At 51.7% G+C, this 15207-nt stretch carries 17 protein-coding genes; 15 read left to right on the top strand and 2 right to left on the bottom strand.

Features of this window, described 5'->3' with window-relative positions:
- Nucleotides 1–28: 28 nt before the first annotated feature.
- The 8 genes from PsW74_RS18330 to PsW74_RS18295 all read left to right on the top strand — a co-directional run bounded on the left by PsW74_RS18330 (nt 29) and on the right by PsW74_RS18295 (nt 7621).
- Nucleotides 29–1261, top strand: coding sequence for an N-acetylmuramidase domain-containing protein (locus PsW74_RS18330; protein ID WP_063288079.1), 1233 nt, complete (start codon nt 29–31; stop codon nt 1259–1261).
- Nucleotides 1258–1677: a hypothetical protein gene (locus PsW74_RS18325; RefSeq protein WP_063288078.1), complete on the top strand. Its 420-nt coding sequence runs from the start codon at nt 1258–1260 to the stop codon at nt 1675–1677. The genes PsW74_RS18330 and PsW74_RS18325 overlap by 4 nt, the downstream gene beginning before the upstream one ends.
- On the top strand, nt 1677–1883 hold the full coding sequence (locus tag PsW74_RS18320) for a hypothetical protein (protein ID WP_063288077.1): 207 nt from the start codon (nt 1677–1679) through the stop codon (nt 1881–1883). Before PsW74_RS18325 ends, PsW74_RS18320 begins: the two co-directional genes overlap by 1 nt.
- A complete protein-coding gene (locus tag PsW74_RS18315; RefSeq protein ID WP_063288076.1) occupies nt 1884–2393 on the top strand; it encodes a DUF1804 family protein in 510 nt (169 codons plus the stop codon).
- Nucleotides 2390–4027 carry a phage terminase large subunit gene (terL, locus tag PsW74_RS18310; RefSeq protein WP_063288075.1) on the top strand — a complete coding sequence of 546 codons (1638 nt, stop codon included), beginning with the start codon at nt 2390–2392 and terminating at the stop codon, nt 4025–4027. Before PsW74_RS18315 ends, terL begins: the two co-directional genes overlap by 4 nt.
- Nucleotides 4024–5649: a DUF935 family protein gene (locus tag PsW74_RS18305; RefSeq protein WP_063288074.1), complete on the top strand. Its 1626-nt coding sequence runs from the start codon at nt 4024–4026 to the stop codon at nt 5647–5649. The genes terL and PsW74_RS18305 overlap by 4 nt, the downstream gene beginning before the upstream one ends.
- Before the next feature lie 101 nt (nt 5650–5750).
- Nucleotides 5751–7001, top strand: coding sequence for a PBECR2 nuclease fold domain-containing protein (locus PsW74_RS18300; RefSeq protein WP_153041690.1), 1251 nt, complete (start codon nt 5751–5753; stop codon nt 6999–7001).
- A 131-nt stretch (nt 7002–7132) separates the two neighbouring features.
- Nucleotides 7133–7621 (top strand): phage virion morphogenesis protein, encoded by a 489-nt coding sequence (locus PsW74_RS18295; protein ID WP_063288072.1) that lies wholly within the window; start codon nt 7133–7135, stop codon nt 7619–7621.
- A gap of 43 nt (nt 7622–7664) precedes the next feature.
- Here the strand turns inward: PsW74_RS18295 and PsW74_RS18290 are convergent, their stop codons facing one another.
- Nucleotides 7665–8984 (bottom strand): PIN domain-containing protein, encoded by a 1320-nt coding sequence (locus tag PsW74_RS18290; RefSeq protein WP_063288071.1) that lies wholly within the window; start codon nt 8982–8984, stop codon nt 7665–7667.
- Between the two features lie 193 nt (nt 8985–9177).
- Here PsW74_RS18290 and PsW74_RS18285 point away from each other — a divergent pair, with 193 nt between their 5' ends.
- A complete protein-coding gene (locus PsW74_RS18285) occupies nt 9178–10560 on the top strand; it encodes a hypothetical protein (protein ID WP_063288070.1) in 1383 nt (460 codons plus the stop codon).
- A 209-nt stretch (nt 10561–10769) separates the two neighbouring features.
- Here PsW74_RS18285 and PsW74_RS18280 read toward each other — a convergent pair whose 3' ends face one another.
- Nucleotides 10770–10952 carry a hypothetical protein gene (locus PsW74_RS18280; RefSeq protein WP_063288069.1) on the bottom strand — a complete coding sequence of 61 codons (183 nt, stop codon included), beginning with the start codon at nt 10950–10952 and terminating at the stop codon, nt 10770–10772.
- 318 nt (nt 10953–11270) lie between these two features.
- Here PsW74_RS18280 and PsW74_RS18275 point away from each other — a divergent pair, with 318 nt between their 5' ends.
- From PsW74_RS18275 to PsW74_RS18250, 6 genes are all read left to right on the top strand, one after another.
- Entirely contained in the window at nt 11271–12401 is a 1131-nt protein-coding gene (locus PsW74_RS18275; protein ID WP_063288068.1) for a hypothetical protein, read from the top strand.
- Nucleotides 12402–12447: 46 nt separating this feature from the next.
- Complete coding sequence (locus PsW74_RS18270; RefSeq protein ID WP_063288067.1) at nt 12448–12819, top strand: DUF2190 family protein; 372 nt, start codon at nt 12448–12450, stop codon at nt 12817–12819.
- A gap of 49 nt (nt 12820–12868) precedes the next feature.
- On the top strand, nt 12869–13804 hold the full coding sequence (locus tag PsW74_RS18265; RefSeq protein ID WP_063288066.1) for a hypothetical protein: 936 nt from the start codon (nt 12869–12871) through the stop codon (nt 13802–13804).
- 77 nt (nt 13805–13881) lie between these two features.
- Complete coding sequence (locus PsW74_RS18260; protein ID WP_063288065.1) at nt 13882–14244, top strand: hypothetical protein; 363 nt, start codon at nt 13882–13884, stop codon at nt 14242–14244.
- 17 nt (nt 14245–14261) lie between these two features.
- Complete coding sequence (locus PsW74_RS18255) at nt 14262–14732, top strand: DUF1320 domain-containing protein (protein WP_063288064.1); 471 nt, start codon at nt 14262–14264, stop codon at nt 14730–14732.
- The gene (locus tag PsW74_RS18250; protein WP_063288063.1) at nt 14729–15196 is read left to right on the top strand and encodes a Gp37 family protein; all 468 of its coding nucleotides are present in this window, start codon (nt 14729–14731) and stop codon (nt 15194–15196) included. Before PsW74_RS18255 ends, PsW74_RS18250 begins: the two co-directional genes overlap by 4 nt.
- Nucleotides 15197–15207: the final 11 nt, after the last annotated feature.

The raw sequence follows: 15207 nt of genomic DNA, 5'->3' as shown, positions 1-15207 counted from the left end.
CCAGTGATTGTTAGCTGAGGCGGGCCTCATGTCTTTTATAGTAGAAAAATTGCGCCGTGCACGCGGTACTCAAACCTCCACAGAGCCACTGCTTAAACAGGAAGCGGCCCGGCTTGGCTGCGAAATGGCCGTCTTGCAGGCTGTTTTGGAAGTGGAAAGCAAGGGAGCCCCTTTTGATGATCAGGGCCGCCTGATCCTGCTTCCAGAAAAGCACGTATTTTACCGCGAACTACCTAAGTCCAAGCGGCTTAAGGCCGTCACTCTCGGCCTTGCTGCCAAGCGTTGGAAGAAAAAGAATTACAAAGGGCTTGGAGGCTCTGGCTCAAATCGCCGCTGGGACCGCTTGAGAAAGATGGCAAAGCTTGATGAGACGGCAGCTTTGAAAGCTTGCTCTTACGGCCTTGCTCAGATCATGGGTTTCAACTTTTCCATGTGCGGTTATGACAGCGTGCAGGATTTTGTTCTCGCGCTTGCTGCAAACGGCGAAAACCAGATTAAGGCCTTTGTCTCTTTTTTGGAAACGTCTGGTCTGCGCGAAGAATTAAAAGCCAAAGACTGGCGGGCAATCGCCCGGATTTATAACGGCAAAGGTCAGGTGGACTATTATGCTGCTTTGCTTGCTGAAGCCTACGCCCGCATTGCTGGTACGACTTACAACTTTGCGACCGGCTCCTCTGGCGCTTCGCAGGCCTCCTCCTCTGAGACTATCTTAAGCCTTGGCTCTTCCGGCTACCGGGTCAAAGCCTTGCAGGAGCGTCTGGCAACAGTTGGGTTTCCTCTGCGCCCAGATGGTGATTTTGGTCCAGCCACCCGGCGCGCTGTGGTGGCATTTCAGGTGGAGCACGGCCTAAAGCCAGACGGGAAAGTTGGAGGCAACACTGAAACTGCTCTTGAGCAGGCCGTGCCTCTGGCTCAGCGACACGAAGAGGCCCGTGCCGACATGACCCTCCGCGACTTGCGGGCGGCGGGCTCACAAACCGTTAAAAAAGCAGATGACCTGACGCGTGTTGCAAAGGTTCTGGTCGGAACCAGTGTCGGCGCGGGCGCACTTGGAGAGACCTCTCAAGGATTGTTGGATCAGCTCGGCACGGGAGCTGAACAGCTCAGCCAGCTTCGTCACCAGCTTGCCCCGCTGATGGAGCTTGCCTCCGATAACAAGTGGCTCCTGATTGCCGGGGTTGGGCTGGGGATCTGGTATCTGGCACGAAACATCAAACAACGCCGCCTTGAAGATGCACAGAACTGGAGGCACGCAGGATGAGTTTCCTTCTTTCTATTGCGGCCAAAGGATTGAGCTGGCTCAGTGGAGGTGCCCTCGATCGGGTTTTGAGCCATCTGGAAAAACGCGCTGATAGTGATAATGAGCGCGAGCGTATCAGCGCAGGCCTTGCTGCTGAAGAGCTGAAAGCCGAGCTGGAAAGCCGCCGTGCAGCCCGTGACATTGTGCTGGCCGAGCAAGGCTGGTGGGTAACAGCCATGATCCGGCCTGCCTTTGCCTGGCCGATTGTGATTCATTCCGGGGCGATTGTGGCTGACAGCCTGTTTCACTTTGAGTGGGATGTAGCCAAGCTGCCAGATCCTCTTGGGACGTGGGCTGGCTGGATCGTCGGCGCGTACTTCCTCACCCGTCCTTTTGAAAAAGCCATTCGCGGCGCATCTACCCGGAGGGCTCGATAATGCCTGAGAAGATTGCACAGGATCTGGGTGAGATTAAAGGGCTATTGAAGGGCATGGCCAAGCAGCTCGATAGTGTTGAGCAGCGCCTTGAGAAACAGGACACGCGCCTGCGGGCCGTGGAGACTAAGTCCGTGGTCAACAGTGTCATTACGGCTTCTGTTGTTTCCGTATCCATTGCCTTTGTCAAAAACAAGTTGGGTGCCTGAATGAGTAAGAAACCGTCCAAGGCAGATCAAAAGCGACTGGCGCGGCGGCTGTTTGTTCTCGACCGGCAAGCAATCCCGACCGTGGCGGTTTCTATTGGCGTGTCTGAAAGCACCCTACGGCGCTGGAAGAAGGATGCGGCAACGAGTGGTGACAACTGGGATGCAGCCCGCTCTGCCAACGCTCTTGCAGGCGAAGGGCTGGAGGCCGTGGTGGCAACCGTGGTTGAAGACTTTGTCTCCATGTTCCAGGCAACCATCGAGCAGATCAAAGTCTCTGAAACCATTGAGCCACCTGAAAAAGTGAAGCTGATGGCGTCCCTGTCTGATGCCTTCAACAAGATGGTGGCCTCTGCCGGACGGGTTGCGCCCAAACTCTCAGAACTTGGAGTGGCGCAAGATGTGCTGCAGCGCTTTGCTGAGTTCATCCGTAAACATCACCCTGACCATGCGCAGACCTTTTTAGAAGTGCTGGAGCCGTTTGGCGAGTATCTGGCAGAGGTCTACGGATGAGACAGCCTAAAAAGCTTTCCGGGAAGGACTTTAAGAAAGAACTGGCCGAGCTTGCAGAGAGTATGCGTCTGCAAATTGAGCTTTCCGTTGATGCCTTCCCCATTGACGAGAGCGCACGGCAAGAGCGTATCAGGGCGGTGGTTGATCCGGCCACCGGCTATCGCTATTTTGCCGAAACCTATTTTCCCCATTACCTGACCAGCCCGCCGAGCAAGCTGCATCTGGATCTTTATCAAAACTTGCCGCTGATCGTTACAACTGAAAAGGGCGAGCGTGAGCTGATCACTGCCCCACGCGGCTCTGCCAAGTCCACCCATGTATCGCTGATCTTCCCGCTGTGGTGCATTGTGCGCGGTTTGAAGCATTACATCATGCTGATTATGGATGCTTTTGAGCAGGCCGCTGTCATGGTGGAAGCGCTGAAGGCCGAGTTGGAGAGCAACCCACGCCTTGCCTATGACTTTCCCAAGGTTGTCGGTCAGGGCCGCACATGGCGTGAAGGAGATTTGATCACCCGTAACAATATCAAGGTGGAAGGCTTTGGCACCGGCAAGAAGCTACGCGGTCGCCGTCATGGTCCCCATCGACCGGATCTGGTGATCCTGGACGACATTGAAAACGATGAAAACGTTGAAAGCCCTAAGCAAAGGCAGAAGCTTGAGAACTGGGTTGAGAAGGCTGTTCTGAAACTGGGCTCCACCGATGGACGTATGGACGTGCTTTATGCGGGCACGGTGTTGCACTTTGATGCGGTGATCGTGCGGGTTTCTAAAAAGCCGCGCTGGCGGGTTGCAGAATACCAGGCCCTTCTCAAATGGCCGGACCGCATGGATCTATGGGACAAGTGGGAAGAGATCTATCTCAATGACGGCGAGCCCGCCGCAGATGCGTTTTATGCTGCACAGCGTGAGGAGATGAACAAGGGCGCGGTGCTCAACTGGCCGGAGCTGCATCCTCTAGACTTTCTGATGAAGGAGCGCGCCGGATCACACTCCGCCTTTGAAAGCGAATACCAGAATAAGCCGATGAGTGAGGGCAATCCGTTCCGTGCTCTGACCTACTATGTGCAGATCAAACGCGATTGGCTGCACTTTGGCGCGATTGATCCCTCGCTTGGCAAGCACAACAAGAACCGTGACCCAAGCGCGATCCTGATTGGTGGATTTGATCAAGAGACACAGACGCTGGACGTGGTGGAAGCCTCCATCCGCAAGCGCCTTCCTGATGTAATCATTGAGGACGCCATTGCCTTACAGCGTATCTACGGTTGTCAGGGCTGGTTTGTGGAGACCGTTCAGTTCCAGGAACTCTTGCGCACCGACTTAATGAAGGCAGCAGCCAAGGCGGGTCTTGCCATGCCGTGTTTTGCGGTCACGCCCATTGCAGATAAGAACCTGCGCATTGAGCGTTTGCAGCCGCCCGCAGCAGCTGGTCTGATCCGCTTTAACAAAGCCCATCAAACCCTGATTGACCAGCTTCAGCAATGGCCGAACGCTGCTCATGATGACGGCCCAGACTGTCTTGAGATGCTGTGGACCCAAACCCTTTCCATGGCCTTTACCACCTTGAATGCGAGCACCATTAAGACTGCGCCGCTTGCCTCATCCAGCCCGCTTGAAGGATTTCGCCTATGAGTAAAAAAACGAAAAAGAACAAGGCTTCCGGTAAAGCTGAAAGTAATCTTGCACAGCAGGCCGTTCCGGCCAGTGTTCCAGCCAAGGGCGGGCAACTGATTGCGACCGCGCAAAACGATATTACGATCGCAAACTACTCCGATATCTTAAAGCCGCAAGACCCGACACTTGAAGCCAAGGGCGAGAAAAAAGGCCTCAAGCTTTATGATGAAGTTTTGCAGGATGCGCGGGCACGCACAGCGCTGTCCAAACGTATATCCAAGGTCACACGGCGGGAATGGCAGGTTGAGCCTGCAAGTGATGAGGCAATTGATATCACCGCTGCTGAAGGCGTGAAAGCTATCCTGAAAGTCTTGCCCTTTGATGCGATCTGCAAAGCTCTTCTCAAAGCGATCCTCAAGGGTTTTGCCGTTGGTGAGATTGTGTGGTTCCGCAATGCGGAGGGCCTGATCGCTCCGCTCAAAATTAAAGACCACAACCCAAGCCGGTTTACATTTGATGCGGACTGGCGTCTCAGGCTGCTCACCGTTGATAACCGGGAGGAAGGTGAAGAACTGCCAGAGCGCAAGTTCATCGTGCACCGCTTTGATGCCAATGCGAACAATCCGTTTGGCCACGGGCTTGGGTCTGTGTTGTTCTGGCATGTTTTGTTCAAGCGTGAAGGTGTCGCCTTCTGGATGAAGTTTATGGACAAGTTCGCAAGTCCAATTCCATTTGGAAAATACGCACACGGTACCTCCAAGCAAGAGCAGGACAAGCTGCTTGGCGTGCTTCGCCAAATGGTCAGTCAAGGCGCATTGGTCGCGCCCATTGGGACTGAGGTAGATTTTCTGGAAGCCACTCGTTCTGGGGAAGCTGGATATGAATCCTGGTGCCGTTACTGGGATGAGCAAACAGCAGAAGTGGTTTTAGGTTCAACCCTTGCAACGGGTGTAAAGGGTCAGGGTTCTCGTGCTGCCAGCCAGACCCATGCCGATGAAACCGATGGCATTGTTGATGATGACAGTGACCAGCTGTGTGAGACGCTCAATTCCACGCTGATTACATGGATCAGCGAACTCAACTGGCCTGCTGCCAGCCCTCCTAAGGTCTGGCGGCCCCGACCTCGCAATCAAAGCGATGAAGCCGATGTTGAGCGTAAGGTGCGCTGGGTGCAACAATCTGCACTGCGGATATTGGAAGCTACCCGCCTGCAGGGCTATGAGCCCAAAGACGTTGACCAATGGCTGGGCAATGTTTTGGGTACGGAAGTTGTCAAATACACGCTCCCGTTAACGCCAGAAGGCTCAATCGTGAAAGGCGGCAGCAAGCAGGAAAGCACTGACTTTGCAACAGGTGAAACAAGTCCTGTTGATCATCTGTCCCGGCAACTGGAAGAGCTGGCCGGGCCTGCAATTCATAACTGGATTGATGGCATTAAAGACAAGCTGGACGGTGCGGAGAACTATCAGGCAGCTTCCGAGGCTCTGCTGGAGGCTTATGCCGAGCTTGAGGTTGATCCGCTTGGCAATCTCATGGGCGATGCCATTGCACTTTCTGAAGCCACGGGTCGTCTGGAGGTGATTGAAGAAACCGGAAACACTCCAACCGGCCCTCAGTCTGGCGGCTCAAAAAAAAAATAGAAAATCAGGCTAACGACAGCGCTGAGTTTGCAGATCCTTTTGAAGAAGCGCTGGCGTTCCACCGCCAAAAGGTGCGCCTTCCAACAAAGGCCTGGAGCGATATGCTTCATCAGGGCCACGACCGGGCCTTTGTCGTTGCAGGCGCAACAAAAGATGCGCTGCTGGAAGATTTTCAAAAGGCGATTGATGATGCTATTGCCAAGGGCAAGCCCTTTAAGGGCTGGCTGGATAAGGATGACACCTACCATCCCGGCTTTCTGGATGAGTTTGACAAGATCGTCAAACGCCATGGCTGGGACCATAACGGCGAGCGTTTGTGGCGGGCACGGGTGATCTATGACACCAACCTGCGCAGTGCCCATGCGGCGGGCCGTTATAAGCAGATGCAAGACCCGGCCACCCTTAAGGCCTTCCCGTACTGGCAGTATGTTCACGCCTATGAGCGTGTTCCCAAAACCGCCCGTGTCTCCCACAAAGCGTGGGACGGCATGGTGCTGCGGGCTGATGATCCGTGGTGGAATACCTATTACCCGCCTAATGACTGGCTGTGCAGCTGCGGTGTCCGCACGGTCTCTAAAGCTAAACTGAAACGCCTTGGCAAGGATGGCCCGGACACTGCGCCAAGCATCAAATACAAGATTACAACAGACCCGGCGACCGGCGAGCTGATCAACTACCCCAAGGACGTTGGCATGGGCTGGGGCTATGCGCCGGGACAAAGCTGGTCGCAGGGCCTTGTGCCCAAAGAGCTGCAAAAACCCTTAAAGCCTAAACCAGCGCTGCCAGATCTGGTTCCTGATGAGGCTGGGGTCGTTAAGCCCGTTCGCCCCAAACCGGTGCCGGAACCTGACCTGCCTGCACTTGACGAGATTGCAAAGCCTGCACCGGATCTGAAGCCGCTGCCGCCAGACCTTACCGAGGAAGACTATGTGGAGGCGTTCTTAAAGCCGTTTGGAGCTGAACAAGGCAAAGCGAAGCTGGTGCGCGATAAATCGGGCCATACGATAACCGTTTCCGATGATCTGTTTAAGAACGGGGCTGGTGCGTGGAAGGTAAAAAAGTTTGGCCGTGAGGTGTTTGTGGCCTATCTGGCTGCTAGCCTAACCGATCCCGATGAGATCTGGGTGGACTGGAGCGTCAATGAATTGGGGCAACCCATCCTCGTGCGCCGTTACTTGCGGTACTTTGAAGACGCGGCAGGCTTCGTCTCCTTCAGCTACACACGCAAAGGCTGGGAAGGCCAGACAGCATTTACTCCAACTCGTGGGCGTCAAGAAAAGCGGGATACCAAGTACCTTGAAAATCACCGTGCGGGCGCTCTGCTTTACAGACGATCTGAGGAGAAAAAGTGATGGGTTGCTTAAGGCGGTCCACAACCGCGCTTTCGCTGATCTTTAAGATCCCACCTCAACGCCGGGGGGCATACATCAGCAAGCGCTGTCATCACTCTTTTCAAATATAAGCACAGAAGGCATTCAGTTCAATGATTACCTTATCTCTGGATAGCGAGGGCTTTAAAGCGGCCATTGAAGACACGGCAGGCCGCGTTGAAGATACGGCCACTGTTCATGACATCATTGGCGAGGTGCTGCTGGATGAAACCAAGGAGCGTATCCGGGAGGAAAAAACTCCTGACGGCTCAAACTGGCCCGCGCTTCACCCTGTCACACTGGACAACAGACGTTCCAAATCTGGGATACTCCGCGACACTGGGGAACTGTTCCGCTCTATCCATAAGAATGCTTCAGCGGATAAAGCGGAAGTGGGCACCAATCTCAACCACCCTAAGGTTTGGGTGAACCAGTACGGCGCAACCATCAAACCGCGCCGCGTGCCATTCCTGCTGATCCCCTACATGGGCGGCAAATTTGCAGCCAAACAGGTCACCATTCCAGCACGGCCTTACATCGGCATCGGGCGTGGGGATGAGGGGTTGGTCAGGGAGACGCTAGAAGGGTATCTGGAGATTTAAATAATCTCAAAATAGTTCAACGCTTTCGTTTACTACGCCTCCATCATTCATCAATGTTCATCCCTATATGTGATAAAAAATCTCTGACATCTTCTTCAAGTTTTTTAATATCTCGGAGCAAACTTCTAATTTCATCAATTAAATTTTTCGGTGCCCCAAACCCAAGCGTGTCCAACTCTAGACTCAAGCGACCAGATCTCAGTTCTCTAATTTTGGTGTAAACGTCATTCGCAGATAGAATACTTGGGTCAGATTTAAAGGTATGAAACAAAGATAATGCGTTCCAATACTCTCTTAAAAGAAAGCCTACTTGCTCAACGGTGACTTGCCTCTGATTTTCTTGATACTCACCCGCGGCACTCCCTTCTTTTGTGCCACTCACTCCTATTAGATTTTGCCTAGAAGATTCCAACCCATAAAACTCTAACTGCGTCTTATTATTAGAATGCTCTATAACATTCTGGCTCCATTTATTTACAAAATACTCGCGCGTTTGCTCTTCTTCTTTGACCTCATCAATCGCAGTTTCAGTAATTTTCTCATTGAGGTTCTTCTTCGCAAGCTCTAAGAATCGGAATGGATTGTAGATAAGTATCTCACGCTCTGTTGCAGCAAAGAACTCACTTAGTAATTCTGGACGCGGACTTACAGTACGACCATTAGCTGACAGCCACCAATCTTCTTTGTTATCATCTGTCACTAGAATGATTGATTGCCCGTCCGCTTTAGATTTTTTGATGATCTGCTTCCAGAATATTAGGTCTCCGAATTTTCTCTTTTTATCTTCGATGGTTTTTGCGTTTGGTGACTTGCTCGCATCTTTGTAGCCGGGCGGTATTTTCCTTTCATAACGGTCCTCACCGTCATCAAAAATCCCATCTAATTCTTCTTTAGAAAATGGCTCTCCAACTCTACCTTCAAAGATCTCGGCAAATGCCTCTTTGATTGGATCATCGTTGATCCAATCAGCAATGTTTTGTTTGCTTTCATCCAACTCTGTCTTCATGTCAGAGATGGTTTTTTTTAGTTTTTTTAACGAAGCTGCTCTTAGGAAAGGGTGGCCTTTTTGACCGTCAAAGGAAGCCTGTAAACCATTGAGATTATCGTTTACTTCAGAGTACTTTTTTATCTGCTCAGAGATAACTGCTAAGCGATTTGAAAGATATTCTGCTCCACACTGCTCTGGGAGCCAGCATCGCAAACATTCATTCTTGAGAAGACGGATAAACTGATCGCGAGTATCTTCTGAGTATCGATAGAGATTGAGAAGGACATTGGCATCGAAAACGAAGGTGCCTTGCTTCCAAATTTCTTTACGAACTTCTTCACTCGGACCATAATATCCTTTAAATTGATTCTTCATAATCGCCCCATGGACCTACCACGCATAGGTTGCAACGAGTATTTCACATAAGTCGCAAGAGCAATATTCATAGTAGATTTTTTTGGAGAACTCAGTCGACATCCTAACTGCTTGTTTAGCGGTTCAAGGTGATCGCAGTCGCTTCTCCAAATGAGGCATGTAGAAAAAGATTTTGGTGAATTTGGAGTGTTAGGTGAACAGGGAAGAAAAACGTCGAATACGTAGTGTATTTGATTATGTTAAGAGTGAGTTGATCCGTCACCAAGCAATCGTAAAAGATAAAGAAAAGTACCGACAAGCATTGCAAGATGGTGGCTGGCTTTGCAAACTTCCCCTACCTAACGGACGGGAGCTATTTATCGGCAAGAACGCGCACCAAAGACTAATCACTCTCGCAAGAGAGATTATCGCAGATGATGAGCGTTTATTCGGTCGGGTAAGAATAGATCCATTCTTTGAAATTCTAAAGAAAGAACTCGGTCGCATAATTTGGCAGCAAGAAGAATATAAAGAAGATTTTGTGATCGAAACTTGCATAAAGAAAGCAATCGCAAATCTATGCGCGCCCAGAGAATACTATATTCCGTGTATTGTCCCTGCTTTTCAAGGAATGACACAATTCAAAATAGGCCCCGTCACATTCATAGAAAAAGAGAGTTTCGCCGCCAGTCATTCTGAACGAATTGAAGCCTATCATTCACTGGAATTTAGTAAATTTGAAGATTTTTATGCAGTACAAAATTGGGTCGCCTGCATAAAAATATCAGGGTTTGATAAGAAACTTGCCGAGGAACGGGCATTTTTATGTGTACGCTTGGCAATTGCTTCAATCAAATCGCGTTTGGAGCAAGAACCGGCACAATGGCTCGGCACTGAAAAGCAATCAATGCCCGGTCTCACCAATTACGCACTTACATCTGAGCCTGAAGGAGTAGATCCTTCAAAAATAAACCTAGGATGGGGACGCCGCTTTATATTAAATGGTAACAACGAGGAAGTTGAGCATTTATTATCTGCAGCATCTCGTTCTTGGTTCATTGCCTTTGGGCGATTGATTGAAAAAATAGTAAATCTTAGTCAATGGGATTATCTTGAATCTAAGATCGTTACAGCAATGATATGGCTGGACATCGGAAACAGTCCGATAAGCAGCGCCGAGAGGGTCGTTGCTTTTTCTAACTGCATGGAAGCACTCTTCGTCACAAGTGAAGGAGGTAAGAAACACCAACTAGTAGCACGGTCACGTTTATTTCTCGAATATTCCGGTTGGCGTCCTAATCTAAATGGAAAAGTTGATGAGTTTTACTCCAAGAGAGGCGATATTGTACACGGCGATGAGATGCCTCTGAACGATGGTCTGTCAAATACTGCTTTTGTCGGAAAGTACTTCTCTGATGTCTGTATTGAGGGTTTTATCCACTTCTATCACTGGCTACTTTCAAAGTACCACCACGCGAACACCAAAGAAAATGAACGCCCTTTCAATGGTCATAGAAGTTTCAACCGTGCAATGGAACATGAGCTTCCGTTATTCTTAGAACAATTGAAAAGCAAACACTCTAAAAAGTGCGCGTAATTTATATCGGGTACTTATTACTACTTGAGATGAAAATTAGTAATATTTATATACATTGTCTTTGCAATCAAATTTTTTAGAAAGCTAACATAGTTATTTTTAATCTTAACTATCTGCATAGGATCTCCCTCCCCGCCCACTCACCATCATGGCGTAGCTGCCCACGCTGATCCAATCCTCATCAACAACCGCCACCAGTAGCTTCTTCTTCAGCTCGCTGGCCTAAGTTGATGCGGATCATCCCAGCCGTGTTTCTTGTCAATATTCGCCAACATTCTGGCTCGCATGTTATGGCTGAAGGCGTTGACCACCGTACTGATATGGGCGCTTTCATTGCTGCGGTGGAGCTGGTCATAGTAGCGCTCTTCTACCTGGTCGCTGATCCCGCCCATTTCATTTTCCAATCGTGTTTATGTCCGCGCCCGCTTTAAGGCGGCTGTGATGCCCTGACGGGCTTGGCTGCATCAACCACACCTAATTTCATAGCAAGGCCCGTTAGATGCCCGTTAGAAACCTGTCTGAGATGTATTTGACCGGTCGAGGAGCTACCCGGTCGCGGCCAGCTGGCGAATGCGCTGTTTGCCTCTATGATTTACCGCCACTTTAAGAACAGTGATAAGCGCTGAGCTTCGGATGCAGTTCCGGCGCTCATTTTAGTTCTACCTGCGAAACTGCCTTCAACTTGAGATTACTCGTTGGAGAGCGCCCAAATGCCGAAACGCGGCCAGCAGACCACAACCAAACAGATTGAAGTGTTTCGTCCGGGAACGTTTACCAGCATGGGTGGTACATCGTTTTCCATTACCGGAGACGAGCTGAGTGCTCTGGCCAAGCGTTATGATGCCAACGCCAACCCGGTGCCGGTTGTGGTGGGTCACCCCAAAACCAACGATCCGGCCTATGGCTGGGTCCAGAGCTTTTCCTACGATGACGCAGCTGAGCGCTTGATTGCGAAAGTGGGCGAACTTGATCCAGACTTTAGCGAGGCCGTGGAAACAGGCCGCTACAAGAAAATCTCCATGAGCTTCTTCCAGCCCGGAGCCTCCAGCAATCCAGCAGGCGATGAGCTTTACCCGCGCCATGTGGGCTTCTTAGGCGGTGCCGCACCTGCTGTCTCTGGTCTCAAGCCTGTCGAGTTTGCAGAGGGTGATGACGACACGCTCACAATCGAATTTGGCGACCGCGCCTTTAAGGACGTGGCCAGCGTGTTTCGCCGTATCCGTGATTTTTTCATTGAAGAGCACGGCCTGGAGACTGCCGACAGAGTGATCTCAGACTGGGAGATCAGCTGGATCGATGATGCCGGAACCACCCCTGAGCCCGTCACAGATGACTTTTCAAACCCTCCAGTAAAGGATGACCCGGTGCCCAATCCAAAGACACCCCAGAGCGCTGAGTTTGCCGCTCGTGAAGCAACCCTGCAAGCCCGCGAAGATGAGCTGAATAAGCGCGAGAGTGAGGCCCGCCACAAAGAGCATGGGGACTTTGCAGAAGACCTTATCAATGAAGGCCGACTGGCAACCAGCCACAAACCCCGTGTGGTGGCCCTTCTTGATGGTCTGGCGGGTAACTATGCGGGCTCAGTAGATTTTGCCGATGGTGATACCACCAAAACGCAAGACTTGCTTGGTCTGACCAAAGACCTTTTCAAAGTCCAGCCCAAAATCGTTGAGTTTGGCGAGACAGACCTTAGCGACCCGCCCGCTGATGGTACGACTGATACTGAGACCATTGCTCGTGAGGCTGTTGAATTTCAAGCAGGTCAGCGCGAGGCCGGGATTGAGGTCTCCACCAGTGATGCTGTGTTGCATGTGCGCAAGAAGCACGGTTTTGCAGTCTAAGCCGCTCTAACCCGCTTCCTCATTTCAACTTTATTGGAGATTTCAGATGCAGCAATTCGGGCTCATCAAAAACTACACCAGTCAGGGCGTTGCAGATCAGTACTGCCTGATTGCGCCAGGTACTAAGGACGGCCACGTCAAACAAGCCACTGTAGGGGACAAGATCCTCGGGGTCTCTGGCGTACGCGGGGCAAAGGATAAAGCTCGCCTTGATGTTTATCACGATGACATTCGCGCTGTGAAGTTTGGCGGCGATGTGGCCTTTGGCGATCCGCTGATCGCAGATGCGCAAGGTCGCGCCGTTAAGGCCAATCCAGCAGATGGCGAAACCGTTCCCATTGCAGGCCATGCCATGTGCTCAGCCAAGGCTGGTGTGGTGGCCGACATGCACGTGCTGCCCGGTTACATCACCGGCTAAGTCTCCAGCTCATTTCCCTCGTATTGATCTGTTTTAAGGATGATCTTTTATGTCTGCCACTGACCAGTTTACCGAAAGCGCGGTGATGACGGCCATCGCCATTGCCTACAAAAATCCGGACTACACTTTGATTGGTGACGAGGTGTTGCCGCGTGTCCCAACCTCCCGCTCTTTCAAATACAAAGAGTATAGCGAGGGCGAGGACTTTTCTCTCCCTGATACCCGTGTAGGGCGTCGCTCTGCTCCCAATCAGGTTGAAATTGGCGGCACAGAAAAAGATGCCTCAGTTGATGCCTTTGGCATTGATGTGCCGCTTGACAATGTGACCATTGAAGAAGCCAAACGCAACAAATGGAACCCCGAAAACCGGGCAACCGAACGCGCTACAGATATCGTTATGCTCGACCGGGAGGTGCGCTGTGCCAACCTGGTCAAAGACCCGGCGAACTATCACCCCGACCATGTGGAAGCTTTGTCAGGCTCAGATCTGTTTAACGACCCTGACAGTGACCCGATCACTCTCATTGAAGATATGATGTCAACGTGCTGGCAAAAACCAAACCAGTTGGCGTTTGGTCATGTGTCCTGGCGGGCATTTCGCAAACACCCCAAAGTCGTGAAAGCAATACATGGCAATTCGGGCGATCAGGGCCGCGCGACCAAAGAGCAAGTTGCTGAGCTTTTGGAAGTCAAACGGATTTTGGTCGGTGAAAGCCGCGTCAACATCAAGCGGCCTGGTGAAAACCCGGTTCTTGCTCGTGTGTGGGACAATATCGTGGCCGGGCAATTCATCAACAGGGCAGCTGATAGCAGCGGCGGGTTGACCTTCGGCTTCACCGCGCAGTTTGGCAAAAAGGTGGCAGGTACTTTGCCTGCAAATATGGGTCTGCGCGGCGGTAAGCTGGTGCGCTCTGGTGAAGAAGTCAAAGAGATCATCGTCGCCAAACGGGCCGGGTTCTTAATTCAAAACGCGGCGGCGGCTTAAAGCTCCTGCATCTGTGTGGGGCCGATATGCAGCCCCATCCCCCTCCATTTCAATTGTAACAATCGGGAGTAACCAAGATGGACCCTGAGACAAACACCTATCCGGTGCTGGCAGCACTGCGCCACAACGGCACTCGCTATGAACCGGGCGACACCGTCGATATGACAGAAGCACAGGCCGAGACCTTGCAAGCCCTTGGCATTCTTAGTGAGGCCGAAGCGCCAGACCCGGCTGCCATTGAAGTATCCACTGACGAGCGCAAGGCAGCAATCCTTGAGGCCATCTCCAGACTTACATCCGAGGCCGACTTCACCAAGGACGGCTCTCCCAAAGTGAAGGCCGTTGAGCTGCTCACCAAATTTGATGTGTCAGCAGATGAGATTAAAGCCATTCATGCCGACTTGCAGGCCAAAGCGCCCGCAAACGGCGAACAGGCTTAAGCAGGAGCGTTAGAGCCATGACAAAGCTGCGCTTCCTAACGGTGGATGAGTTCATCTTAAGGCATGAAGAAAGCAACTTGCTTGCTGTTGCCGGGATTGGCGGACCGAACTCTGCGGGTGGCCGACATATCGACCGCCCTCGTGTGGAAGCGCAGCTTGGCCGAGCTGAAGCTATGGCGGGCGGTTATCTTTATGGTCGCTTTGCTGCCCTGAAGACCATTGAACCCGTTGATGCCCCAGAAGCCTTAAAGGGCGTTGTCTCTGACCTTGGTATTTATTACCTGCGCGAGCGGCGTCATCACTCCAACGCGGTCGAAGAAGAAACCCGCAACCGTTACCGGGACTGTTTGTCCTGGCTAAAGGATGTTCAAGCAGGCCGCGTGGATCTGGGGCTTGAAGTGAGCGGAGGCTTAGAGCCTGCAACCGGCGGTGTCTCTGCCTCTTTTGACGAAGGCCGTGCAGGCAGTGTTTTGGAGGGGTATCAATGAATCAGATTGAAAACCTTCAGGACCAGATTGTTGAGCGCCTCAAACTCTATCTGCCTTCCATTGCTTATGTGGGCGGGTTTCCCTCCAAGCCGGAGGAATTTGATCTTGCTAACTTCCAGATGTCGGCCTTGGTCCACTATTCCGGGGCACGATACGCCAGCGACAACAACCTGAACCACACCACACAATCGCGTGCCATGCGCTTTGCAATCGCGCTGAGCCTTACCTCTCTGGAGGGAGAGCATGGAGCCTATACAGCGTTAGAGCGCTGCCGGACCGCTTTGCAGAATTTCCCATTAGTCGGGGCCAGCGCTCTCATGCTTGAGCGTGAGGATCTGGTGGAGCACGCCCCGAACATGTGGCGCTGGCAAATGGAAGTGAGCTGTCAGGCACGCAGTATCTCTGACCATCAGGGACCGCGTCGTCCGGTTCTACCCATTTCACGACAATCTCAATCACAATAGGAGGACCAGAG

The organism is Pseudovibrio sp. W74, assembly GCF_001623085.1.
GTDB lineage: Bacteria > Pseudomonadota > Alphaproteobacteria > Rhizobiales > Stappiaceae > Pseudovibrio.
This window is presented reverse-complemented; position numbering and strand designations above follow the sequence as displayed.